The organism is Cupriavidus sp. 22TCCZM04-2 (genome assembly GCF_057798895.1).
On sequence record NZ_JBYOJS010000002.1, the window covers coordinates 46044 to 69538 of the forward strand.

Genomic DNA, 23495 nt, shown 5'->3' on the forward strand with positions numbered 1-23495 from the left:
AGGAACGGGGAGAACCCATGAGCCATACTGAACCGGCCGACGCGCTTGCCAGCGCGACCGATCACAACGCGCGCCGGCGTAGCGTGCTGCGCGCAGCAGGCGCCGCCGCTATCGCCGCGCCGGCATTGATCCTTGGCCGTCAGGCCTGGTCCGCGCCGCGCAAGCTGACCTTTGCCTGGAACCAGAACTCGTTCTGCCTGACGCCGGTCGTGGTGGCGCAGGAGCGCGGCTTCTTCGAGAAGAACGGGCTGCAGGTGGAGCTGGTGAACTACAGCGGCTCCACCGACCAGCTGCTCGAATCGATTGCGACAGGCAAGGCCGATGCCGCGATCGGCATGATCCATCGCTGGCTCAAGCCGCTGGAAGCCGGCTTCGACGTCAAGATCATCGGCAGTTCGCACGGCGGCTGCGTGCGGCTGGTCGGATCGAAGGCGGCGGGCGTGAACAGCCTGCAGCAACTCAAGGGCAAGACCGTCGGCGTGAGCGACCTGGCCGCGCCGGGCAAGCACTTCTTCACCATCCTGCTGGCCAAGCACGGCATTGACCCGGACAAGGACATCACCTGGCGCCAGTACCCCGCCGACCTGCTCGGCGTGGCGGTGGACAAGGGCGAGATCCAGGCCATTGCCGACGGCGATCCGAACCTCTACCTGCTGGAGAAGCGCACCAACGGCGCCTACGTCGAGCTGGCCACCAACCTGACCGGCGAGTACGCGCGCAAGGTCTGCTGCGTGGTCGGCGCGCGCGGCGAGCTGGTGCGCAATGATCGCCCCGCGGCGGCGTCGCTGGCGCGCGCGATGGTGCAGGCAACCGAGTTCGTCAACGAGAACCCGAACGAGGCCGCCAGGGTCTTTGCGAAGTATTCGCCGAAGATCAACCTTGATGACCTGCGCAAGCTCTACGCCACGCTGACCTATACGCACCATCCGACTGGCGTGGACCTGCAGGAAGAGATCGCCTTCTACGCCGACGATTTCCGCCGCATCGGCGTACTCAAGAAGAACACCGATGCCAGACGCCTGGCGCAGCATGTCTACGCCAATGTCCTGGGGTAATGCGATGACCACAAGCCAATCCGCACTCGATCCGGCACTGGCGCGCGGCGCCGGCACCCACGCGACACCGGCACCGGATGCCTGGCGCCCCTGGCCGGCAGGCGTCGCCGCAGCCGCTGCGTGGGCGGCGTTCGGCGCCATCACATGGCGCTGGCCCAACAAGGTGGCGGGCTTCTCCGACTGGGCCTATACCGAGGAACTGGGCATCGCCGGCATCGCGGCGGCAACCGTGCTGGCCGCGTTCGCGCTCGCCGGCACGCGCGCACCGCTGCCACGCGGCACGTTGGGCAAACTGCACGCTGGCGGACCGTGGCTGGTCGCACTGGCCCTGGTGCTGTCCGCGTGGGAGATCCTGACGGCGAAGACCGCGACCCTGCCGACGCCGTTTTTCGCGCCGCCGCAGGCGCTGATCGAAGTCTTTGCCGATGACTGGCCCCGGCTTGGCGACAGCGCGTTCAACACGCTCAGGCTGCTCGGTCTCGGCGTGGCCTATGGCGGCATCGCCGGATTCCTGGTCGGCGTGTCGATCGGCTGGTCGCGGCGCATCGGCTACTGGGTACATCCGGTGCTGCGCGTGCTGGGCCCGCTGCCCTCCACCGCCCTGCTGCCGCTGACGTTCTACTTCTTCCCGTCGAGCTATTCCGCCGCGGTGTTCCTGATCGCCCTGGCCACGGCTTTTCCGGTCGCTGTGCTGACCTGGTCGGGCGTGGCCAGCGTCAACAAGAGCTACTATGACGTCGCGCGCACGATGGGGGCGTCGGGCTGGTTCCTGGTGCTGCGCGTGGCGATTCCGGCGGCGTTGCCGCAGGTGTTCGTCGGCCTGTTCATGGGCCTGGGGGCTTCGTTCTCCGTGCTCGTGACCGCCGAGATGATGGGCGTGAAATCGGGCCTCGGCTGGTACCTGACCTGGGCACAGGGCTGGGCCTCGTACGTCAACATGTATGCGGCGCTGATCGTGATGGCGCTACTCTTCTCCGGCGTCATCACGCTGCTGTTCACCGTGCGCGATCGCGCGCTGTCGTGGCAGAAAGGAACCGTCAAATGGTAGCCATCGCGGAACGTCCTCCCTCCGCAAGGGGGCACTCCCAAGCTTCAGCCGCTGGCGCACACATCGATATCCGCCAGGTCAGCCACTGGTTCGGCAGCGGCGACAGCCGCCTGCAAGTGCTGGATGGCGTCGACCTGACTGTCGCCCCCGGGGAGTTCGTCGCGCTGCTTGGCCCCAGCGGTTGCGGCAAGTCCACGCTGCTGCGCCTGGTCGCCGGACTGGACACGCCGGTCTCCGGCGAACTGCTCCAGGACGGCGCGCCGATCACCGAGCCCGACCCGTCGCGCATCGTCGTGTTCCAGGATCCGACCCTGTACCCGTGGCGGCGCGTGTGGGACAACGTCGCACTGGGGCTGCAGGCGCGCGGCATCGTCCGGCAGGAGCGGCATCGCGTCGATGCGGCGCTAAAGCGCGTGGGCCTGGAATCGTTCGAGCGCGCTTTTCCGCACCAGCTTTCGGGCGGCATGGCGCAGCGCGTGGCGCTGGCGCGCGCGCTGGTCAACGACCCGCGTCTGCTCGTGCTGGACGAACCGCTTGGCAAGCTCGACTCGCTCACGCGCCTGGCCATGCAGAGCGATCTCGTCGAGCTGTGGCAACGCTCGGGCTTTTCGGCGCTGCTAGTCACGCACGACGTGGAGGAGGCCTTGTTCCTGGCGCAGCGGGTGATCATCTTCAGTGACCGGCCAGCGAAGATCCGCGCCGAACTGACCGTGGACCTGCCCTATCCGCGGCGTCGCGGGGATCCGCGCCTGACAGAGCTGCGTCACGAAGCGTTGCGCCACCTTGGACTGGATGCGAGCTGGTGAGAATGTCCCGGGTTGATGGGGCGATGCGCCCATGAACGGCCTGCCTGTGCAGGCGTGGCTCAATACCCTGCTTGTCCTGTTCCAGGATGCCCAGCTTGCGCTGCTACGACTCTGGCATGCGCTCGGCCTGACCGGTGATGCCCACGGCCAGCCCGCCTGGCCGTGGGCGCGGCGCATTGCCGGGGAAACGCTGCTGATCGACCTTGGCCTGGCACGGCATCTCGCCTGGTCGGTCGGTGCGGTGGTGGTGGCACTGGTGTTGGTCGCCATGGCCATGGCGTGGCGCCGTTGCCGCGGTGTCTTGCTTGCTATCGCCGGCCTGGCGCTCGTCCTTGCGCCCTGGCCTTCGCCGTCGCTGCTGTTCAGGGCTGCGGTGCCGACGAGTTTCCACGCCAGCCCCACAGGGTTCTCCGTCGATGCCGTCGCACGCGGTGCGAAGGTTTATGCGCAGCACTGCGCGTCCTGCCATGGCGAGGATGGCCGCGGGGAAGGACCGCTGGCGGCTTCACTGCAGCGCTGGCCGCCTACGCTGGTCAGCCCGCTGCTCGCGCGACGTGCGGATGGCGAGTTGTTCTGGCATGTCGTGGATGGCATGCGCAATGCGCAGGGCGAGATCACCATGCCCGCGTTTGGCCATGCGCTGAACGATGCAGACACATGGGCGGTACTGGACTACATGAAGGCGCTGGCCGCAGGCAGCGGCGTCGTCGCCAACGGCAGTTGGCCGATCGCCCTGCGATTGCCGGATACGCCCGTGCGATGCGGTGATGACTTGTCGCCACGTTCGCTTGCGCAGTGGTCTGTTAGGCAGCGCGTGCGTGTGGTCGCGTTTGATGGAGATATCGGTTCGCTGCCGATGCTGGATCCACGGTTCCAGACCTTGCTGCTGACGCGCGATGGCACCTTGCCTGCCGGCGTCCCGCGCTTTCGGGCCAACTGCGTCGCGGCATCTGCGCATGCGTGGGAGGTGTTTGCGCGGATTGCCGGCGTGCCGGTCGATGGGCTGGGTGGGACGGAGTTGCTGGCCGACCGCGATGGGTGGCTGCGGGCGCGTGGTGCGCCGGGGGTAAGAGGGTGGTCGGATGCGGATATGGTTTGCCGGACCGGGCGCTCCATCGAGGCTCCCCGTGGCGCGCCGGCCGCCAACGGTCTCACGGGGTTGGTACTGCGAATGGATGAGGAACCAGTCAGGTTCGTAAAGGGCGGATTTGTTCATTGAGGACGAGGGGTGCGTCCTGCCAGAGAACGACAACCCCAATCATCCTCCCAGAGCCCCTTTTTTCTACATAGCCGTCTTCCCGCCATTCACCGCCAGGATCTGTCCCGAGATGTAGCGGGAGCGGTCCGATGCCAAAAACACGATCGCGTCAGCCACTTCCTCGGGCGTGCCAATACGTCCCGCCGGAATGCCCGCCGCGACTGCCGCGACCTTCGCTGCGCCGCCTGCAATGCGATCCAGCATGCCGGTGTCGATCGGCCCCGGTGCGACGGCATTCACGCGAACATTGGCTCGCGCCGCGTCAAGCGCTGCCGACTTGGTGAGGCCTTCGATCGCGTGCTTACTCGCTACATAGATCGGATTCTGCGGATTGCCGCGGCTTCCCATCGTGGACGAGAGATTGACGATGACGCCATGTTCCTGCGCGAGCATGACGCGCAGTTCGTGCTTCATGCTCAGGAACGTTCCCAGCACGTTCGCATCGAACGTCGCGGAATAGGATTCAACGGTCTGGTGGACGATCGATCCTGGCGTCCCCTCCGTACCCGCGCTGTTCACCGCCACATCGAGCCGCCCGAAACGGGCCACCGTTTGGTCGACAAGATGGCGGACCTGGTCTTCGCTGCTGACCTCGGCACGCACGAACTCGGCCTCCGCGCCCAGTTCGCGCAATTCGGCAACCAGACGGGCGCCAGCAGCCTCGTTGCGGCCGGAACAGACCAGTCGCGCCCCCTCGCGGCCGAATGCAAGTGCTGCGGCATAGCCGATTCCGGACGTGGCACCGGTCACCAGCACGACGGCATTTTTCATGTCTCTCTCCAAGGATCAATCCAATGTGGAATAGTCCGCAGGCATCGCGGTCACTGCGTGTACCGGCACGGGTCCGGCGGAAACTGGCCCGATGGCAGGCGCGTGCTGCCTGCGCCAGTCGGTCGCGCTGCAGCCAAAGGCAGCGCGAAACCAGTGGCTGAAACTGCTTAGCGTCGAGAAGCCCAGCAAGCCGGCCACTTCGCCGATCGGCTGGTCGCTTTCCTGCAGGTGGCGTACCACCAGTTCCAGGCGCACCTGCTCGAGCAGGGTCGAGAACGTCAGCCCTTCGGCGCTGAGATAGCGATGCAGCGTGCGGCGGTCGACGCGCAGACGATGGGCGAGCTGCTCGGCCGTGCAGCGGCCGGCGGGCAGCAGCACCAGCATCAGCGCGCGGCACGATTCGCGCACACCCTCATCGCGACGCCGCAGCGCCGCTTCCAGATAGTCCCGCGCAAAGCGCGCGGCGCCGGGGTCGCCCGGCGTGCGCGGTATCTGCAGGTCGGCCGCCATGCAGACCATGCCGTTGAAGGACTGGTTGAACTTCGGCAGGCAACCAAAGAAGGTGCGGTGCGCGGTCGCATCGGCCGGCGCCCGGTGCGTGAAGCAGACTTCGACCGGCTGCCAGCGCGGACCGATCAGTTCGCGCAGAATGCGAAACTTCACGCCCACGGCAAGCTCCATCGCCTGGCGCGTGGACAAGCCTGGGCTCGGCAGCAGGTCTTCGCGAACGACGACGGCGTGCCCGTTGTCCTCGATGTGCGTGACCAGCGTGGCGCTGAGCAGCTTCAGGTAGCGGCACAAGGTATCGAGCGCCTGCCGCGGCGTCGGCTCTTCCTTGAGGACCAGGCTGATGGGCCCCAGGTTCGAGAACGTCCGCTGTCCGGCCAGCTGCAGCGCAAAGTCTTCCATGCCGGTAGCCTGCGCGGTCAGTTCGAGCAGTTCGCGCACGGCATGGCTGGGAATCAGTTGCTCGGGGTTCTCCAGCAGCGCGGCCGACAACCCGACCGCGCGCAGATACGCGTGCGGGTCGCGTCCCAGCGACGTCACCAGCGCGATATAGCCGTTCAGGCTCGCACTGCGGATCAGCTTGCCGACGGACTGCATGGCATTCCCGCTGTGCGACGGGTCGCCTGCGTCAGAACCCGACGGCATGCTTGCCCTTCAGCTGCAGCATGTCCCGTGTTTCGGCCGGGGTGGCGACTTCCAGGTTCAGCGACTTCAGGATCGACACCATGCGCTGCACCTGCCCGGCGTTGCTCTTCGCGAGTTGGCCCGGGCCGTCCCACAGCGAGTCTTCCAGCCCGACGCGAACGTTGCCGCCCATCGACGCGCCCATGGTGGCCAGCGGGAACTGGCTGCGGCCCGCGCCGAGCACGGACCAGTAGTAGTCCTTGCCGAACAGCCGCTCCGCCGTCCTGCGCATGTGCATCACGTCTTCGGGATGCGAGCCGATGCCGCCCAGCAGGCCGAACACCGACTGGATGAAGAACGGCGCCTTGAGAATGCCCCGGTCCACGAAATGCGCCGCCGTGTAGAGATGGCTGGTGTCGTAGCATTCGATCTCGAAGCGCGTGCCGTTGTCCGCGCACGATTCAAGGATGTAGCGGATCTCCTTGAAGGTATTGCGGAACACGCGGTCCTCGGAGCCCTCCAGGTAGGGACGCTCCCAGTCATGCTTGAATTCCTTGTGCCGCTCGAGCATCGGGTAGAGGCCAAAGTTCATCGAGCCCATGTTCAGCGACGCCACTTCCGGCTTGAGCTGCAAGGCAGGCTGCAGGCGCTCCTCCACGAGCATGTTCGGCGCGCCGCCCGTGGTCAGGTTGATCACGACATCCGAGCGCTCGGCGATGACTGGCAGGAACTCGCGGAACAGCGCCGGGTCCTGCGACGGCTGGCCGTTGTCGGGCTTGCGTGCGTGCAGGTGGACAATCGAAGCACCGGCTTCGGCCGCCGCGATGGCTTCACTGGCGATCTCGGCCGGCGTAATCGGCAGATAAGGCGACATGGTCGGCGTGTGGATGCCGCCGGTCACGGCGCAGGTCACGATGACCTTGCTTTGGGGGGCTGCCATGGAAGGTGTCTCCGTTCGTTTTCTTGCAGACGCTGAAATGAACCGTCAATCCGGGGTGAAGTTGATCGAGCGCAGCAGCTTGCCCTGGCGTTCGTACGATTCACGCGCGTCCCTGGAAAGCTCTTCGCTGGTCGCCGCCGAGCCGATCTCCATGCCGAGGTCTTCGATCTTCTTCTGGACATCGCGCGATTGCATGACCTTGAGCGTCGCTTCCCGCATCCTGGCAATCACGTCGGGCGGCACGCCCGGCGCGGACCACAGGCCCATCCAGCTCACTTCCTTCAGGTCCGGGAAACCGAGCTCGGCAAACGTGGGAACGTCCGGGAGTGCCGGGATCCGCTTCGGGTAGGCAATGGCGAATGCCTTCAGTTGCCCCGACTTGATGAACGGCAGCGAAGTGGCCGGGCCGTCGAACATGAGCGGGACATGCCCGCCCATCACGTCCTGCAGCGCGGGGGGCGACCCCTTGTAGCTCACGGTGCCCGTGTTCAGGCCGGCCAGCCGGTTGAACTGCACGCCGATGGTCTGGCCGCGCATGCCGGCACCGAAGTTCGCGTAATCGATCTTGCCCGGGTTCGCCTTGATGTAGGTAATCAGCTCCGCAAGGTTCTTCGCGGGCAGGCCGGGCTTGCCGACCAGCACAAGCCCCTGCCGGGTCAGCTGCGTCACGGGCACGAGGTCCTTGAACGGATCGAAAGTGACCTTCATGACGTGGGGCACTTCCGCGACGATACCCTTCTGGATCAGCAGGAAGGTATAGCCGTCCCGCGGTGCCGAGAGCATGCCATGCACGCCGATGGTTCCCGCCGCGCCGGCCTTGTTGTCGACGATCACCGGCTGTCCGAGCGGGCGCTGCAATTCATGCGCAAACAAGCGCGCCAGGATATCGGCGGTTCCGCCCGGCGGCGCCCCCACGATGATCCGCACGGGCTTGGCTGGCCATTCGGCCGCATTCGCGGTTTGCGCCACTGGCGCCAGGGCAATCGAGGCAATCATCGGCGCCAGCGCCTGGCGTGCAAACTTCGGGAAGGACTTCATCGCGGTTCCTTAGGGGGTCTCTTGGTCCGGGTCCATGCCATCCCTGGATGCCTTGGCCCGGCTTTGATATGGCCGTCAGGAGCATTCTGTGGGCGCGTGCGGCCGGCCGCTTTGCATCGCGCGACAGAAATGTGCAGATCGTGACAGCAGGCGCTCCAACCGTGCCGATGCCACATGGGGCGACTCCAACGCCGCGCCGGTTGCGCAGATCCGCGACACCTGCCCCAGACCTGCCCCAACTCGACAAACGGATGTCCCGGATAAACAAGCGTGCGCGGCGGGCGAGAAAGATACTCGTTGAACCGGATCCAAGCCGGAAACACGGAGACCAGAACACCCGCCCGACACGGCTGTCTCCTGAACCGAATACAGCATCCCCTGGAGACACACCATGAACTTTCTCGACGGCCACCTGTTCCCTGAAAACCAGCAACCGCTGATCATCACCGCCGCCCCGTACGCGCCGGGCTGGCTGCCCTCGGACTTCCCCGAAGACATCCCCGTGACCATGGCGGAGCAGATCCAGAAGGCCGTGGATTGCTACAACGCCGGCGCCACGGTGCTGCACCTGCATGTGCGCGAGCTGGACGGCAAGGGCAGCAAGCGGCTGTCGATGTTCAATGAACTGATCGCCGGCGTGCGCAAAGCGGTGCCCGAGATGATCATCCAGGTGGGCGGTTCGATCTCGTTCGCGCCCGAGGACGAGGGCCAGGCCGCCAAATGGCTGTCGGACGACACGCGCCACATGCTGGCCGATCTTGAACCTACGCCCGACCAGGTCACGGTGACGGTCAACACGTCGCAGATGAACGTGACCGACCACGCGGAAGACGCCGATTTCCGCGGCACCTCGCGCGAGAACCCGGCCATCTTCGCGGCCTACAAGGAAATGACGGTGCCCGCGCAACCGGGCTGGGTCGAGGAACACGTGCGCCGCCTGACGGCCAAGGGCATCCAGAGCGCCTTCCAGTGCTACAACACCAACAGCTTCGAGTCGGTGGAACGCCTGATGCGCCGCGGCTTCTACAAGGGCCCGCTGGTGATGAACTGGGTGGCCATCGGCGGCGGCATGGACACGCCGAACATCTACAGCCTGGGCAACTTCATGCGCGGCGTGCCCGACGGCGCGGTGGTGACGGTGGAGAGCAATGTGCGCAATGTGCTGCCGGTCAACATGATGGGCATCGCCATGGGGCTGCATGTGCGTTGCGGCATCGAGGACGGCATCTGGAACCAGAAGCGCACGGCGAAGCAGAGCACGGTAAAGCAGATCGAGCAGCTGGTGCGCATCTCGCACGAGTTCGGCCGCGAGATCGCGACGGCGAAGGAAGCGCGCGAGATCAGCAAGATCGGCGTGTTCTACGACACCGTGGAGGAGTCGCTGCAGGCGAACGGCTTCGCGCCCAACCGCAACGGCGGCACGCAGGGCTTCCTGCGCAAGACGCAGTGACGGGACCGCGCTGACGCCACGGTCCGGTCACACAGGGGTCCTTGCGCTGGTGTGCCAGCGCAGGGTTCATTCGTAGCCGGGGGAGCACACGTTTCCACCAGGCGTGTGCGGCGGCAAAGACTCGGCGGCTTCTCCCCGCTAGGTGTTTACGAGAGATCCTATGTAGGAGTCTTGACACGGCACGGGTGGGTGCATACCTTCAGGGCCGGTGACATGGCGCCAGAGCGCGGCACCGGAAGTCCACGGATTCGCCCCCAATCCCTATGAGTACCCTGATTCGCAGCGCCCTTCTGGTCAAGTATTCCGAGATCGCCCGGACCATTGGCGTCGATCCGGAGCGCATGATCCACCACGTGGGTGCCGATCGCTCGTGCATCGTTTCCCCCGACCTCCATGTGCCGGAGCCCTGGCTCGCAAAGGTGCTGGATTCCACCGAACAATCGTCCAGCTGCGCCGCGGTGGGCCTGTTGATGGCCGAATCCTGGCGGCTGTCGGACTTCGGCCCGATCAGCCTGGTATTGCAGCACCAGCCGACGCTGCGCCATGCGCTGGGCCAGCTTGATACCTATCGCCACCTGCTGAGCGAGTCCGTATTCGTGCATGTCGAGGAAGCGGGCGACACCGCCATTGTCCGGCAGCAACTGATCACGGAGAGGTCGATTCCCGGACGGCAGCCTGTCGAGCTTTCCGTGGGCGCACTGCTCAGCCTGATGAAGTCCATGCTTGGCGGCAGCTGGAAGCCGCGCAGCGTGCATTTCTCGCATGCCGCGCCGGCAAGCCTCCACGTCCATCACCGGCTGTTCGGGACACGCGTCGAGTTTGGCTGCGACTTTGACGGCATCGTCATGGACCGGCGCGACCTGGACCGGCCCAATCCGCTGGGCGACGTCAACCTCGCGCGCTACGCCCGCGAGTTCCTTGACCAGCATCCTCACGGCCGCCAGGTTTCCACGGCTTCCAATGTCCGGCGCGCGGTCCACATGCTTCTGCCCCGCGGACAGGGCAGCATCGATCAGGTCGGCCAGCAGCTCGGCATGAGCGCGCGAACGCTGCAGCGCCGGCTCGAACAGGAGGGCCTGGAGTTTTCATCGCTGGTGAATGAGGTCCGACGCGGGCTGGCCACCCGTTATCTCGGGGATATCCGCTACCCCGTGTCCCAGGTGGCCTTGCTGGTCGGATTCGCCGAGGTCAGTACGTTCTCGCGCTGGTTCAGCGCGCAGTTCGGCACGCCCCCCACGCGCTGGCGCGCTGAAATGAACCGTTGAGACCAGCTGCGCCCTGAGCGCCGGCGTGTCGATAGGCCTCGCGATCCCGGCCCCGGTGCCGGCTACTGGCGCAATCCGTCAAGTTGTGGCGCCGCCCGACAAGCACCGCCCCCTGGAAATGCCGAGAATCGCTGCCATCCAGTGATAGGAAAGGAGGCAGCATGAAAGCGGCACAAGTCATTGCCGGCGTCGACGGCGGTCGCATCGAGGTACGGGATATTCCCGTTCCGCGGCCGGGCCCCGAAGAGGTCCTGGTCCGGGTTCGTGCGTCGGGCCTGAACTACGGCGAACTCAAGTACATGCGGGAACATCGGGCCGGCAACCCGATGACCGCCGGCGTCGAATTCGCCGGCGAAGTCGTCAGCGTCGGCGAGAAGGTCAGGGACTGGCGCGAGGGCGACCGCGTCATGGGCCACGGCCGTGGCTGTCACGCGCAGTTCGTGATTGCGGCGCCGCTGGCACTGATGCCGGTGCCCGATGATGTCTCTTGGGTCGATGCGGCGGCCTTCCCCAACGTGTTCATTACCGCCCACGACGCTCTGGTGAGCAACGGTGAACTGAAGTCCGGCGAATCGGTGTTCATCAACGGTGCGTCGGGCGGCGTGGGCATGGCGGCGATCATGATTGCGTCGGCCCTCGGTGCCCGGCCGGTGATCGCGTCATCGCGGTCGGCGCAGAAGCTCGAACGCCTCGGGAAATTCGGCGTGGACGTCGGCGTCAATGCGTCGCGCGATTCGCAGGTGGAGGCGATCATGGCGGCCACCGACAAGCGTGGCGTGGACGTCATCATCGACACCGTCGGCGGGACGGTCTTCGAGGACCATATCAAGAGCCTCGCGGTGAAGGGCCGCCTCGTCAATATCGCCCGGCTGGGCGGCGGCGCCACTGCACAGGTCGATATCAACCTGCTATGGCTGAATCGCCTGAAGATCATCGGCGTCACGTTCCGCACGCGCACGGAGCAGGAGCGCATCGCGTGCATCCAGGCATGCGCGCGCGACCTGTTGCCGTCGTTCCGCGGCGGCAAGCTGCGCCTGCCGATCGACAAGACCTTCCCCCTGGATGCGATCGGCGATGCCTACGCGTATATCGCGGACAGCCAGCACCTGGGCAAGATCGTCCTCACCGCTGACTGACGAAGGGCACCATGAAAATCAATCAACTTACCTGCTCGATCGGCGCCGAACTGACTGGCGTGAGCCTGGCCGATGTCGCGCGCGACGATACGCTGTCCGCGGAAATCAAGGCGTTGCTGCTCAGGCACCGGGTGCTGTTCTTCCGCGACCAGGACATCACGCGCGAAGACCATGTCGCGTTTGCCCGGCGTTTCGGCGATCTGGAAGACCATCCTGTCAACAACACGGTGCCCGGCTATCCTGGCCTGATCGAGATCTACAAGAGCGAAAAGCGCGACCACTTCGAGAACACCTACCACAGCGATGCCTCGTGGCGCCCGAGCCCGCCCAAGGGGGCGGTGCTGCGCTGCCTTTCGTGTCCGGAGGTCGGTGGCGACACCATCTGGGTGAACATGGTGGAGGCTTACAAGAACCTGCCTGAAGAGATCAAGCAGAAAATTTCGCCGCTGCGCGCGAAGCACGGCATCGAGCATTCGTTTGGCGCGATCATGTCGACGGAGGAACGAGAGGAACTGGTGCGCAAGCATCCGCTCGTCGATCATCCGGTGGTCAGGACGCATCCGGAGACGGGGGAGAAGATCCTGTATGTCACGCCTTTCTCGACCCACTTCATCAACTACCATACGCCGGAGAACGTGCGCTTCGGGCAGGACAAGACGCCGGGTGCCAGCCTGCTGCTGAACTACCTGCTCAGCCAGGCCGCGATTCCGGAGTACCAGGTGCGCTTCCGCTGGCGGCCCAACAGCGTGGCGATCTGGGACAACGCCGCCACGCAGCACTATGCGGTCAGTGATTACTGGCCCGCGCCGCGACGCATGGAGCGCGCTACGATCATGGGGGATAAGCCGTTCTGATTTTTTTGGGGGTATGACTCGCCGACAGAACAAAGCGGGCCCGCACTTCAGCGGGCCCGGCAACTACATCAACCAATCAGCAACTCAGCGCCGTGCGGGCTCCATCCCCACCGGTTGCGGATCCGCGGAGACCGTCCGATTGGCCAGACCCAGCACCACTTGCAGCGCGAACGACACGGCACCGACGATAAACACCACGTCACCGAACGTCCGCACCCAGCGCAGCGTCTGCAGGATCGGTTGCTGCATGAACGCCTCGCTGCGCGAATACCAGGTTCCGTATTCAACGCTGGCCAGGAACTGGATGATGCCGATCGGCAGCAGGCTGGTGCTGATCATCAGCACGAGGCCGACATTCAAACCCCAAAACGCGGTCTTCATCAGCGCCGGGCTCAGGCGGTAGGCCGGACGCACGTAGCGCAGCACCAGCAGCGTGAAGCCGAGCGCAAGGAAGCCATAGACCCCGAACAGCGCGGCATGCGCATGCACCGGCGTGGTGTTCTGGCCCTGGATGTAGTACAGCGAGATCGGCGGGTTGATCATGAAACCGAAGACACCCGCGCCAAGCATGTTCCAGAACGCCACCGCGACGAAGCACATCAGCGGCCACTTCAGGTCGGCCATCCATGGCGCGCGGTCCTTCAGGCGCCAGTTGTCCCACGCTTCATGACCCAGCACGATCAGCGGCACCACTTCCAGCGCGCTGAACGCCGCACCGACCGCCATCACCGGCGTGGTGGTGCCCGCAAAGTACAGGTGGTGGAACGTGCCCGGAATACCACCAAGCATGAACAGCGATGCCGAGGCCAGGCTCGCTGCCGTCGCCATCGGGCGCGACACTAGGCCAAGCGTGCAGAACACAAAGGCGAGCGCCGTGGTGGCGAACACTTCGAAGAAGCCCTCCACCCACAGGTGGACCACCCACCAGCGCCAGTACTCCATCACCGTCAGGCTGGTGCGCTCGCCGTAGGCCAGGCCCGCGCCATAGAACAGGCCGATCGCGACGACCGACGAGGTCAGCAGTGCGAGCAGGTTCTTGTCGCCGCCGCGCGAACGCAGCGCCGGCCAGATGCCACGCATCATCAGCACGAGCCAGATCACGATGCCAGCGAACTTGCCGATCTGCCACAGGCGGCCCAGGTCCACATACTCATAGCCCTGGTGGCCCAGCCAGAAATTCAGGTTAGCCGGCAGGATCTGCGCGATGGCCAGGTAGTTGCCCGTGAACGAGCCAACCACCACGATCACCAGCGCCCAGAACAGCACGTCCACGCCCAGGCGCTGGAACTTCGGGTCCTTGCCGCCATTGATCAGTGGCGCGAGGAACAGGCCAGCGGCCAGGAAGCCCGTGGCGATCCAGAACAGCGCGCTCTGGATGTGCCAGGTGCGCACCAGCGAATACGGGAACCACTGCGAGACATCGATGCCGTAGAACTTCTGTCCTTCCACGGTGTAGTGCGCGGTAAAGCCGCCCAGGAACACCTGGAACACGAACAGCGCGACCACGAGGAACAGGTACTTGCCCAGCGCGCGCTGCGACGGCGTGAGCGCCACGGCCAGCAGCGGATCGCGCGTCGGCGCATGCGGCAGGTTCTCTTCCTTGCCGCGCAGGAACGCCCAGGCCCACACCAGCAGCCCCACGCCCGCCAGCAGCACCACCACGCTGACGACCGACCAGACCACGTTTTCGCTGGTCGGCTGGTTGCCGATCAGCGGCTCATGCGGCCAGTTGTTGGTGTAGGTGGCTTCGTGTCCCGGACGCGCGGTCGAGGCGGCCCAAGCCGTCCAGAAGAAGAAATGCGTGAGTTCCGCGCGGCGCTCGGCGCTCGGCAGGGTGTTCTCCTTCATCGCGAAGTGCTCGCGGCTCGTGTGCAGGTCTGGCGAGTCGGAGAACAGGCGGTCGTAGTAGTCCGCGGTCTGTGCAATGGCCTGCGCGCGGCGCGGCGACACGGTCAGCACGGTCGTCTGCGGATCGGCGCTGTTGCCGCGGTATTCGGCACGCAACTGTTCGCGCAGCGCGGCTTGCGCCGGGCCGTCGAGCTTCGCGTACGGCCGGCTGTACTGCTGCTGCGCGGCCAGGTCCAGCCAGGCGGTCAGCTCGCGGTGCAGCCAGTCGGCGGTCCAGTCCGGCGCCTGGTAGGCACCGTGGCCCCAGATGGAACCAAGCTGCATGCCGCCGACCGATTGCCACGCGGTCTGACCGTCGAGGATGTCCTCGCCGGTGAACAGCGTGCGGCCATCACTGACCACCACCTTGGCCGGCATGGGCGGCGCTTGCCGATAGACCTCGACACCGTAGTAGCCGAGCAGGGAGAACGTGACCACCAGCACGGCGATCAGCAGGAACCAGAGTCTGCGATAGGGACCCATGATAAGGCTCGCTTTATTGGGGATATGTTGGCGTTGGCTCAGTCGTTGGCGGCTTGCGTGGCAGCCGGCTCGAACAGGATGTTGTTTTCCAGGTGGATGTGTTCCATCAGGTCTTCACGCAAGGTGCGCAGGCCCAGGTACAGCGCGCGCCAGGTATTGCAGGCCGCGCGCGGCAGCGTGATGTCGTTGGTCAGCGCGGCCAGGCGCTGCAGCGCTTCGCCGTGGTCGCCATGCTCCATGCGCATCACCGAGATCGGTGCGGCTGCGGCGGCCTGCATCCCTCGCGCCAGGATCGGGAACAGCACCAGCTCTTCCTTCTGCATATGCCCTTCCAGTTCGTCGCGCATGACTACCAGGTGGTCGGCCAGGCCCAGCGGACAATCCGGCCGGTCGCCGTGCACGTGCTCCACCCGGCGGGCCAGGCGGATCAGTTCCGGCAGCTGCTCGCGATGGCGCTCATGGAATCGCGTGAGGATGTGGGCGATCAGGGAGGCCGGCGGAACGGTGCCCCAGTCGGTCTGCACCGGTTCGCTGTCGCGCTGCAGGGTCTCCAGGCGGGTTTCGATGGCTTCGGCATCCAGTCCCTTGGCGGCCGCGGCATCGCGCAGCGTCTGCTTGCCCCCGCAGCAGAAGTCGAGGTCATAGTCGTGGAAGATGCCCGTGGCACCCGGAATACGGCGGGCCAGCTGGCCCAGAGGCTGGTCTTGCAAGCGCATGATGTGCTCCTTCTCGAATGGATCGCACATCACTACGCTAGTACCGTGCCAGCTTTTTACTCCATATAAATCATTGACTTACCAAAGTAACGGTATAATTAACCCGTTTTGAATCGCGGTTTTTTTTACCGTTTAAGGTGTTTATGACCCTGAATCGGCGGGATATTTATACCGAGCTGCTGGCCGATGTACTGGCGGAACTTCCGCATGCCGTGCGCCTGCAGCGGCTGGTCAGCGCACTGCGCGCGTATTTCGGCTGCGGCGCCGTGGCCTTGCTGCGGCTCGAAGAAGAACACCTGCGACCGGTGGCCGTGGACGGGCTGGTGCGCGACGCGCTCGGACGCCGCTTTGCGGTCGGTCTGCATCCGCGCCTCGGCGCCATCCTGGCGCGGCGCGGCGTCACGTGTTTCCATCACGACAGCGTGCTGCCCGACCCTTATGACGGCCTCATCGACGAGCACGTGGGCGAGCCCCTGCCGGTGCATGACTGCATGGGCATCCGGCTGGAACTCGATAGCCGCGCATGGGGCGTGCTCACGCTCGACGCGCTGCAGGTCGGCACCTTCGACGATGCCGCGCAGGCCGAGCTGGACGGGCTGACGCTGCTGGTCGAGACCGCCATCCGCACCACGCGGCTGGAGGCCGATATCCGCGCGCTGCAACTGTCGCGCGGCAAGACGCCCGACAACGAGCTACCGGCCGACGACAGCGAGATCGTCGGGCAGAGCGAGGCCATCACGGGGCTGCTGCACGAGCTGGACGTGGTGGCGGATTCAGAGTTGCCGGTGCTGCTGCTCGGCGAAACCGGCGTCGGCAAGGAGCTGTTCGCGCACCGGCTGCACCGCCTGTCGCGCCGAAGCGAACGTCCGCTGGTCCATGTGAATTGCGCCGCGCTACCGGAATCGCTCGCGGAAAGCGAACTGTTCGGCCATGTCAAGGGCGCGTTCTCGGGCGCCACGGGCGAACGGCCCGGCCGCTTCGAAGCGGCCGATGGCGGCACGTTGTTCCTGGATGAAGTCGGCGAGCTGCCGCTGGCCATCCAGGCCAAGCTGCTGCGCACGCTGCAGAACGGCGAGATCCAGCGCCTGGGCTCCGACAAGCCGCGCCGCGTCGATGTGCGCGTGATCGCCGCCACCAACCGCAACCTGCGCGACCATGTGCGCGACGGCTCGTTCCGCGCGGACCTGTACCACCGGCTGTCGGTCTATCCGATCCCGATTCCGCCGCTGCGCGAGCGCGGCAACGACGTGCTGCTGCTGGCCGGGCGCTTCCTGGAACTGAACCGCGCGCGGCTCGGCATGCGCAGCCTGCGGCTGTCGCCGGCCGCGCAGGATGCGCTGCGCCGCTACCGCTGGCCCGGCAATGTGCGGGAACTGGAGCATGTGGTCAGCCGCGCGGCGCTGCGCTCCGTGAGCCGCGGGGCCAACCGCAATGACATCGTGACGCTGGAGCCCGACCTGCTCGACCTGGACAGCCTGGCGCCCCCGCCGGATGCGTCCACGCCGGTTGCTCATGGCACGGAAGCCGTACGCCCCCACGTGGCGCTGGCCGCCGGCGCCACGCTGCGCGACGCCGTCGAGCAGACCCAGCGCGACTGCATCGAACAGGCGCTGCACGCGCAGCAGGGCAACTGGGCCCAGGCCGCGCGCCAGCTCGGCATCGACGCCAGCAATCTGCACAAGCTGGCGAAGCGGCTGGGGTGCAAATAGGCGGCTCGGCCATGACGGTGCGCAAGCCGCCTGCGCGCTCAGCGATGTCCCGCCTCCGGCGCCGCCACGCCCAGCCCCGCGGCGAGCCGCGACACCAGCGGTTCCAGCCAGGGCGGCCGCGGTGCCGCGTCCAGCCAGTACTTCACTTCGAGCCCGAGCGCGGTATCGCCGCTGATCACCAGCTTGCGCTGGAAAAACAGCGTATCGGTATCGCACTGTCCCGCCAGCAGGCGCAGGTAGTCGGGCACGCGGGCGCGCAACGTCAGTTCGGGCTCCTCGGCGCCGCGGCCAGCCGAGCGGAAGCGTCCCTGTTCGCAGTGGAAAGGCACATCCAGGCCGAGATCCTCGACCGTCAGCAGGAAGGTGTGCCCGTTCAGCGCGGCGGGCGGCTCCAGCCATCCGGCGCGGCGCGCGAGTTCCAGCGCCGAGACCAGCGGCAAGGCGCGCGCCCTGGCCGGCATGCGGCGATGCACGCGGGCAAGCAGGCTTTGCAGTACGCTCACGGCCGGTCCTCCCACATGATGCCAGGGCGTCCATGCCAATAGCCGTTGCACGGTTGCGCGCCGGCCGGCATGACGCCGCTCGGCGCGGGCGCACGTTCTCCGGCGCGAATCGCCGCCAGCGCGGCCACCGCTTCCAGCGTCCCGCTCGAATGCGGGCTCACGCGCAGCATGTCGACACCCATATGGGCCATGGCCTGCGCCTGGTCACAAAGGTCCAGGCACGTCGCCGACTGGGTCTGGATGCCATTGAGCGTGAAGAAGTCCTGGCCCTCGCCCGTCGCGGCAACCAGGCCGTCCGGATAGTCGAGACAGCGGAACTCGCAGGCGTCCTTGCGCAGCCGGTGATGGCGCGCGGTGAAGCAGCGCGCCGAGAAGGCCAGCGGCATGCGGCCCCAGGCCAGCACTTCGAGCGCCACGCCCGCGCAACGCCCCGCCGACAGCGCGGCCAGCGTGGCGCCGTTCATCTCGACCGGCACTACGCAGCCGCGGGCGCCAAGGCTGGCAAGCCAGGCGAGCGTATCGGCGTGATAGACGTTCAGGTGCGGGCCGCCGATAAACGGGCGCCCGCCCATGCAGCGCACCGCGCCGACGTCGTTGGCCTCGACCAGGTAGTCGTCCTGTTCGCAGACGCGGCGCATGCAGGCGATATCGGTGTCGGACTCGATCAGCACCGGCGTGGACAGCACCACCTCCTTGCCGGCTTCGCGCAGCATCTGCGCGATTTCCAGCCAGTGCGCATGGCGCAGCTCGTGGCGGCGCGTGCAGACGGTCTCGCCCAGGTAGACCCGATCGACGGCCGAATCGGCGACGTCGGCATAGAACTGCATCACCGTCGCGCGCGGCCAGTAGTACAGCAGCGGTCCCAGCGCAATGCCGAACCGGGCCGCGCCGGGTGTGGATGAATCCCGCATCAATGACTCCGTGGTTGGATTTGCCGCGCTCATCGCCACGGCCGGTCGTAGGCGCCCTGCGTCACCTGGTCGCCTTCGGCATGGCGGCCCAGCGTGCCCTGCCATTCCTGGCGCGGCGCGAAGCGCTTCGGCTCGGCACAGGCGGCGTCGATGGCGGCGCGCAGCACGCCGACGACATCGGCCACGTAGCGCGGGCTGCGCTGGCGGCCTTCGATCTTGATCGCGGCGATGCCGATGTCGAGCAGCGCCGGCAGCAGTGACAGCGCGTTGAGGCTGGTGGGCTCTTCCAGCACGTAGCCGCGCTCGCCCTCGACCTCGAATCGCCCTTTGCACAGCGTGGGATATCCGGCCGGCTCGCCGGGCGCGTAGCTGTCGATCAGGATGCCGGACAGGCGCGCGTGCATGGTGCCGTCCTGTTCGGTCCAGCGCACCGCGTGCGCGGGCGAGCAAACGCCCTTGTTGTTGGGAGAATCCCCGGTGGCATACGAGGACAGCAGGCAGCGGCCCTCGGCCATCACGCACAGGCTGCCGAAGCCGAACACCTCCAGCTCGACGCTGGTCTGCCGCGCCAGCTTGCCGATCTGTGCGAGCGACAGCACGCGTGGCAGCACCACGCGCTTGATGTTGAAGCGCTCGCGCATCAGTTCGATGGCGTCGGCGTGGGTGGCGGAGCCCTGCACCGACAGGTGCAGCCGCAGTTGCGGATGGCGCTGGCTCGCATAAGCCATCAGCCCCGCGTCGGCCATGATGACCGCGTCGGCGCCCAGGTCCGCGGCCGCGTCGACGGCGCGGTGCCACCTGGCCACTTCGCCCATCTGCGGGAACGTGTTGATGGCGAACAGGACCTCGCGGCGACGCGCATGCGCCTCGGCCACGCCGGTGCGGATATCCGCCTCGGTGAAATTGAGCCCGCCGAAATTGCGGGCGTTGGTGGCGTCGCGCAGGCCCAGGTAGACGGCATCGGCGCCGTGCTCCAGCGCCGCGCGCAACGCGGTCAGCGAGCCCGCCGGCGCGACCAGCTGCGGAACGCGCGCCCGCACGGAAGATGAGGTTGTCATGTCGGAAGCGCCGCTTGCGGCGCGGGAATTCGGCCAGCGCAGATGCTAGCGACGCACTTCGCGTGTGGACTTGACCACGCGCAAACCGCACCGCAACGCCTTGCGGCATAGACCGGTCGGCCTACGCCATTGGTGCAGGGGCGGCCGTCGATTGACCTTGGGCAAACGCGCGCGCCGGTCGCTGTGCCACCCTTGGCCGTTCGTGCGCGGTCCCATATCGCGGTCCGCACGCAGTTCCAAACAAGCGAGACCAACATGACAGAACACTGGCTGAAGCTGGCTGGGCGCCGGCTGCTGCCGATCGTCCAGGGCGGCATGGGCATCGGCATTTCCGCGCACCGCCTGGCGGGTACCGTGGCCGCGCACAACGGCGTGGGCACCATTGCCAGCATCGACTTGCGCCACCACCACCCCGACCTGCTCGCGCAAACCCGCGGCACGCGCGACAAGGCGCGCATCGAGGCTGCGAACCTCGTCGCGCTGGACCGCGAGATCCAGGCCGCACGCGAACTGTCGGGCGGGCGTGGCCTGGTTGCCGTCAACGTGATGAAAGCGGTGGGCTCGCACGCGCAACTGGTGCGCCAGGCCTGCGAAAGCGGCGCCGATGCCATCGTCATGGGCGCGGGCCTGCCGCTGGACCTGCCGGAGATGACCGCCAACTACCCGAAGATGGCGTTGATCCCGATCCTGTCGGAAGCGCGCGGCATCGGCCTGGTGCTGCGCAAGTGGATGAAGAAGGGACGGCTGCCCGATGCCATCGTGGTCGAACACCCGGCCCATGCCGGCGGCCATCTTGGCGCGTCGACCATCCAGGATCTCGGCGAAGACCGGTTTTCGTTCGCGCGTGTGCTGGCGGAATGCCGCGAGTTGTTCCATACGCTCGGGCTCGCGTGGGACAGTGTCCCGCTGATCCTGGCGGGCGGCATCAACAGCCATGCGAAGGTGCGCCACTGGCTCGGCGAAGGCGCCGCCGCAGTGCAGTTGGGCACCGCCTTTGCCGTGACCGAGGAAGGCGACGCCCACCCGGCCTTCAAGCAGGTCCTGGCCACCGCCGGCCCCGAAGACCTGCGCGAGTTCACCAGCGTGGCGGGCCTGCCGGCGCGCGCGGTGCTCACGCCGTGGCTGTCGCGCTACCTGTCGGGCGAAAGCCGCCTGCAGCGCCGCGCCAAGGCCCGCGACTGCCTGGAAGGCTTTGACTGCCTGCAGGCCTGTGGCTTGCGCGATGGCGTATCGCGCATCGGCCAGTTCTGCATCGACCTGAAGCTGGCACAGGCCGTGCGCGGCGACGTGGAGCGCGGGCTGTTCTTCCGCGGCAAGGGCACGCTGCCGTTCGGCGAAGCGATCCGCCCGGTGGCGGACCTGCTCCACTACCTGCTGACCGGCGAGAAGCCCACTGCCATCGCCGAACCGGCGACGCAAGCCACCGTCGCGGCATGAGCGACGTCCGGGACGTGCGCGCGTGACCCGTCGTCCGCCAGGCGTCCCAGCCCTTCGGCATCGAGCAGGAAGATCTTGCCGCGCTCGAGCCGCACCAGGTTTTCCGCACAGAAGCGGCTGACCACGCGTGACAGGGTTTCGGGCGTGATGGCCAGCTTTGAGGCCATCACGCGCTGCGTACACGCCAGCCACGTGCGGCGCCCCGCGCGCGCTTCATCCCGCAGGAATCCGGCCACGCGCTGCAAGGCGTTGTGCAGGCTGGTGGCCTCGATATCGCGCATCAGCGCATGCAGCCGGCCCGACAGGTTGCGCAGCAGGCGCGCGGACAGCAGCGGATCCCGGGCCATCGCCTGCCGTAGTGCGGCACTGTCGATGCAAAGCACCGTGGTACGCGCCATCGACTGACAGTCGGCTGGCTGCGGGGCATCCACGAACACCACGTCTTCCCCAAACACGGCACCAGGGCCAAAGGCCTCGATCGCGCGTTCCGCGCCTTTTGCGCTGCCGGCGGCGGCGGGCAGCGAGAGCTTCACCAGCCCGTCCATCACGACAAACAGCCCGCGGCAGGGCTCGCCGCGGCGGAACAGGAATTCGCCTTTCTGCAGGCGCCGCTGCGTGGCCGCGGCAACGATTGCGTCGAGCACGCGGCCATCGACGCCACGGAACAGCGGCAACCGGTCGAGCATCACGATCTCAGCCATGGTGAACTCCTTGCGCAAGTGGCTTGCGCGGCGGCAACCCGCCCCGCGCGCGCATGGCGCGCATGCATCGCATTGCCTTAAGCAACTGCAACCCGAGCCAGGCATTGGCCAGCGCGAACGCCAGGCCGCCGGCGCGCGCCAGCCACGCGGGCGCGAGCGGCAGCGCCAGCAGCAGCGCGAAAGCCGCCAGCAACAACCACGCCTGGCGCCGTTGCGTGGCGGGCGTGATGATGGCCTGCATGGCCGGCACGCGCGCGCGCGGCGGCAACAGCCGGCGCAGGTGCAGCCAAACCAGGAACGGAACGATCTTGCCGAGCATGGCGGTCACCGGCAACACGCCACCGCCGACCAGCGCCAGCGTGCCGACCCACCACGACAGCGTCGCCTGCCAGGGCTCGGGCACCACGGGCAGCACCGCCGCCAACAGCGCGGCGGCCAGCAGGCTGGTGGCCGCGACCGGCCAAAGCAGCCAGACGGGATCGTGGCGGCGCCGCGCCCCCAGCGTGGCCGCCAGCGCGAAGCCGGCCACCAGCGCCGCAAACAGCAGCCAGGGCAACAGGGCCCAGCGCGCAAGCGCACCATCGGGCCGGGATATCACTACAGCGCTGAATCCCAGCAGCGGCAACCAGTGCCCGAACGGCAGGCAGCGCTCCAGCCAGCGCGGCAGGCGTGGCGCCTGCCAGAACATCGGCAGCACCGTTGTGGCGATGCCCGTCACCAGCGCGGCAAGCCAGCCGCCCAGGCCCCAGGCCATGTGCAGTGCCAGCCATTGCGACGGCGGCACTGTCCACAACCCGCCGAACATGCCTGCCAGGGCCGCGCCGAGCAGGCCGGTCAACACCAGCGGTGAGCCGATGCCGGCGAGCGTGCGCGTGGTGGCATCCACCGCGGCGACGCGTCGCCCGGCCAGCAGCAGCAAGCTCCCCGCAAGCGGCAACAAGAGGCCGCCCGCCACGGCGGCAAGGCGAAAGGGTGCGCTGCCGCCCCCGAGAAAGCCCGCGGCCAGTGCGCCGGCTGTGGTGCCGGCGGCCAGTGCCACCAGCGGCGCGAGCGCACCCGAGCCCGGCACCGCCACGCCCGCCACCACGGGCATCATCTGGAACAGGGCGCCAAGCATGACGGGCAGCAGCATGCCAAGCGCCAGCACGTGCACGGCGGCAAGCGCCAGCGGTGCGAACCTGTCCGGCAGACCGGCCGCCGGGCCGAGCGCGAGCAGCAGGCCCGCGGCGGCGCCGAGCCAGGGCGCCGGCATCAGGCAGCCGAACACCACGCCGGGACGCGGCGCGCGTTCATAGTCGAGGCTGGCGACTTTCAAGGCGGATATCCTTTCGCTTGCGA

The 23495-nt window shown here is 67.1% G+C and carries 21 protein-coding genes; 10 read left to right on the forward strand and 11 right to left on the reverse strand.

Going from position 1 to position 23495, the window contains the following annotated elements:
• The first annotated feature begins 17 nt into the window (after nt 1–17).
• Genes AC3FKG_RS03545 through AC3FKG_RS03560 form a run of 4 tightly spaced genes read left to right on the forward strand, consistent with a single transcriptional unit; the run spans nt 18 to nt 4128 of the window.
• Nucleotides 18–1055: an ABC transporter substrate-binding protein gene (locus tag AC3FKG_RS03545; RefSeq protein ID WP_483713213.1), complete on the forward strand. Its 1038-nt coding sequence runs from the start codon at nt 18–20 to the stop codon at nt 1053–1055.
• Nucleotides 1056–1059: 4 nt separating this feature from the next.
• Nucleotides 1060–2103, forward strand: a complete 1044-nt coding sequence (locus AC3FKG_RS03550) for an ABC transporter permease (protein ID WP_483713211.1) — start codon at nt 1060–1062, stop codon at nt 2101–2103.
• Nucleotides 2097–2909, forward strand: a complete 813-nt coding sequence (locus tag AC3FKG_RS03555; protein WP_488742441.1) for an ABC transporter ATP-binding protein — start codon at nt 2097–2099, stop codon at nt 2907–2909. The genes AC3FKG_RS03550 and AC3FKG_RS03555 overlap by 7 nt, the downstream gene beginning before the upstream one ends.
• 31 nt (nt 2910–2940) lie before the next feature.
• On the forward strand, nt 2941–4128 hold the full coding sequence (locus tag AC3FKG_RS03560) for a c-type cytochrome (RefSeq protein ID WP_488742442.1): 1188 nt from the start codon (nt 2941–2943) through the stop codon (nt 4126–4128).
• A 63-nt stretch (nt 4129–4191) separates the two neighbouring features.
• Here the strand turns inward: AC3FKG_RS03560 and AC3FKG_RS03565 are convergent, their stop codons facing one another.
• Genes AC3FKG_RS03565 through AC3FKG_RS03580 form a run of 4 tightly spaced genes read right to left on the reverse strand, consistent with a single transcriptional unit; the run spans nt 4192 to nt 8047 of the window.
• Complete coding sequence (locus tag AC3FKG_RS03565; protein ID WP_483713206.1) at nt 4192–4938, reverse strand: SDR family NAD(P)-dependent oxidoreductase; 747 nt, start codon at nt 4936–4938, stop codon at nt 4192–4194.
• 15 nt (nt 4939–4953) lie between these two features.
• A complete protein-coding gene (locus AC3FKG_RS03570) occupies nt 4954–6042 on the reverse strand; it encodes an AraC family transcriptional regulator (RefSeq protein WP_483714444.1) in 1089 nt (362 codons plus the stop codon).
• Between the two features lie 31 nt (nt 6043–6073).
• The gene (gene kce, locus AC3FKG_RS03575; protein WP_483713204.1) at nt 6074–7009 is read right to left on the reverse strand and encodes a 3,5-dioxohexanoate:acetyl-CoA acetone transferase; all 936 of its coding nucleotides are present in this window, start codon (nt 7007–7009) and stop codon (nt 6074–6076) included.
• Between the two features lie 45 nt (nt 7010–7054).
• Nucleotides 7055–8047: a Bug family tripartite tricarboxylate transporter substrate binding protein gene (locus AC3FKG_RS03580; RefSeq protein ID WP_483713202.1), complete on the reverse strand. Its 993-nt coding sequence runs from the start codon at nt 8045–8047 to the stop codon at nt 7055–7057.
• A 391-nt stretch (nt 8048–8438) separates the two neighbouring features.
• Here AC3FKG_RS03580 and AC3FKG_RS03585 point away from each other — a divergent pair, with 391 nt between their 5' ends.
• The 4 genes from AC3FKG_RS03585 to AC3FKG_RS03600 all read left to right on the forward strand — a co-directional run bounded on the left by AC3FKG_RS03585 (nt 8439) and on the right by AC3FKG_RS03600 (nt 12752).
• The gene (locus tag AC3FKG_RS03585; RefSeq protein WP_483713200.1) at nt 8439–9497 is read left to right on the forward strand and encodes a beta-keto acid cleavage family enzyme; all 1059 of its coding nucleotides are present in this window, start codon (nt 8439–8441) and stop codon (nt 9495–9497) included.
• A 263-nt stretch (nt 9498–9760) separates the two neighbouring features.
• Nucleotides 9761–10762 carry an AraC family transcriptional regulator gene (locus tag AC3FKG_RS03590; protein ID WP_483713199.1) on the forward strand — a complete coding sequence of 334 codons (1002 nt, stop codon included), beginning with the start codon at nt 9761–9763 and terminating at the stop codon, nt 10760–10762.
• A 161-nt stretch (nt 10763–10923) separates the two neighbouring features.
• Complete coding sequence (locus tag AC3FKG_RS03595; RefSeq protein ID WP_483713197.1) at nt 10924–11898, forward strand: quinone oxidoreductase family protein; 975 nt, start codon at nt 10924–10926, stop codon at nt 11896–11898.
• 11 nt (nt 11899–11909) lie between these two features.
• Entirely contained in the window at nt 11910–12752 is an 843-nt protein-coding gene (locus AC3FKG_RS03600; protein WP_483713195.1) for a TauD/TfdA dioxygenase family protein, read from the forward strand.
• Between the two features lie 84 nt (nt 12753–12836).
• On the opposite strand, the gene AC3FKG_RS03605 is transcribed toward AC3FKG_RS03600, so the two are convergent.
• Together AC3FKG_RS03605 and ytfE are read right to left on the reverse strand one after the other, a co-directional pair.
• A complete protein-coding gene (locus AC3FKG_RS03605) occupies nt 12837–15122 on the reverse strand; it encodes a nitric-oxide reductase large subunit (protein ID WP_488742443.1) in 2286 nt (761 codons plus the stop codon).
• Nucleotides 15123–15160: 38 nt separating this feature from the next.
• Nucleotides 15161–15838 carry an iron-sulfur cluster repair protein YtfE gene (gene ytfE / locus AC3FKG_RS03610; protein WP_488742444.1) on the reverse strand — a complete coding sequence of 226 codons (678 nt, stop codon included), beginning with the start codon at nt 15836–15838 and terminating at the stop codon, nt 15161–15163.
• A 143-nt stretch (nt 15839–15981) separates the two neighbouring features.
• Between ytfE and norR the strand changes: the two genes are divergently transcribed.
• Complete coding sequence (gene norR, locus AC3FKG_RS03615) at nt 15982–17547, forward strand: nitric oxide reductase transcriptional regulator NorR (protein WP_483713190.1); 1566 nt, start codon at nt 15982–15984, stop codon at nt 17545–17547.
• 38 nt (nt 17548–17585) lie between these two features.
• Here the strand turns inward: norR and ubiT are convergent, their stop codons facing one another.
• Genes ubiT through ubiU form a run of 3 tightly spaced genes read right to left on the reverse strand, consistent with a single transcriptional unit; the run spans nt 17586 to nt 20019 of the window.
• Nucleotides 17586–18050 (reverse strand): ubiquinone anaerobic biosynthesis accessory factor UbiT, encoded by a 465-nt coding sequence (gene ubiT, locus AC3FKG_RS03620; RefSeq protein WP_488742445.1) that lies wholly within the window; start codon nt 18048–18050, stop codon nt 17586–17588.
• Complete coding sequence (locus tag AC3FKG_RS03625) at nt 18047–18961, reverse strand: U32 family peptidase (RefSeq protein ID WP_488742446.1); 915 nt, start codon at nt 18959–18961, stop codon at nt 18047–18049. The genes ubiT and AC3FKG_RS03625 overlap by 4 nt, the downstream gene beginning before the upstream one ends.
• A 29-nt stretch (nt 18962–18990) precedes the next feature.
• Nucleotides 18991–20019 (reverse strand): ubiquinone anaerobic biosynthesis protein UbiU, encoded by a 1029-nt coding sequence (ubiU, locus tag AC3FKG_RS03630; protein WP_483713184.1) that lies wholly within the window; start codon nt 20017–20019, stop codon nt 18991–18993.
• Between the two features lie 255 nt (nt 20020–20274).
• Here ubiU and AC3FKG_RS03635 point away from each other — a divergent pair, with 255 nt between their 5' ends.
• Complete coding sequence (locus AC3FKG_RS03635) at nt 20275–21456, forward strand: NAD(P)H-dependent flavin oxidoreductase (RefSeq protein ID WP_483713183.1); 1182 nt, start codon at nt 20275–20277, stop codon at nt 21454–21456.
• Here the strand turns inward: AC3FKG_RS03635 and AC3FKG_RS03640 are convergent.
• Both AC3FKG_RS03640 and AC3FKG_RS03645 read right to left on the reverse strand, forming a co-directional pair.
• The gene (locus AC3FKG_RS03640) at nt 21387–22157 is read right to left on the reverse strand and encodes a Crp/Fnr family transcriptional regulator (RefSeq protein WP_488742447.1); all 771 of its coding nucleotides are present in this window, start codon (nt 22155–22157) and stop codon (nt 21387–21389) included. The two genes, AC3FKG_RS03635 and AC3FKG_RS03640, sit on opposite strands and share 70 nt — an antisense overlap.
• Entirely contained in the window at nt 22150–23472 is a 1323-nt protein-coding gene (locus AC3FKG_RS03645) for a hypothetical protein (RefSeq protein WP_488742448.1), read from the reverse strand. The genes AC3FKG_RS03640 and AC3FKG_RS03645 overlap by 8 nt, the downstream gene beginning before the upstream one ends.
• Nucleotides 23473–23495: the final 23 nt, after the last annotated feature.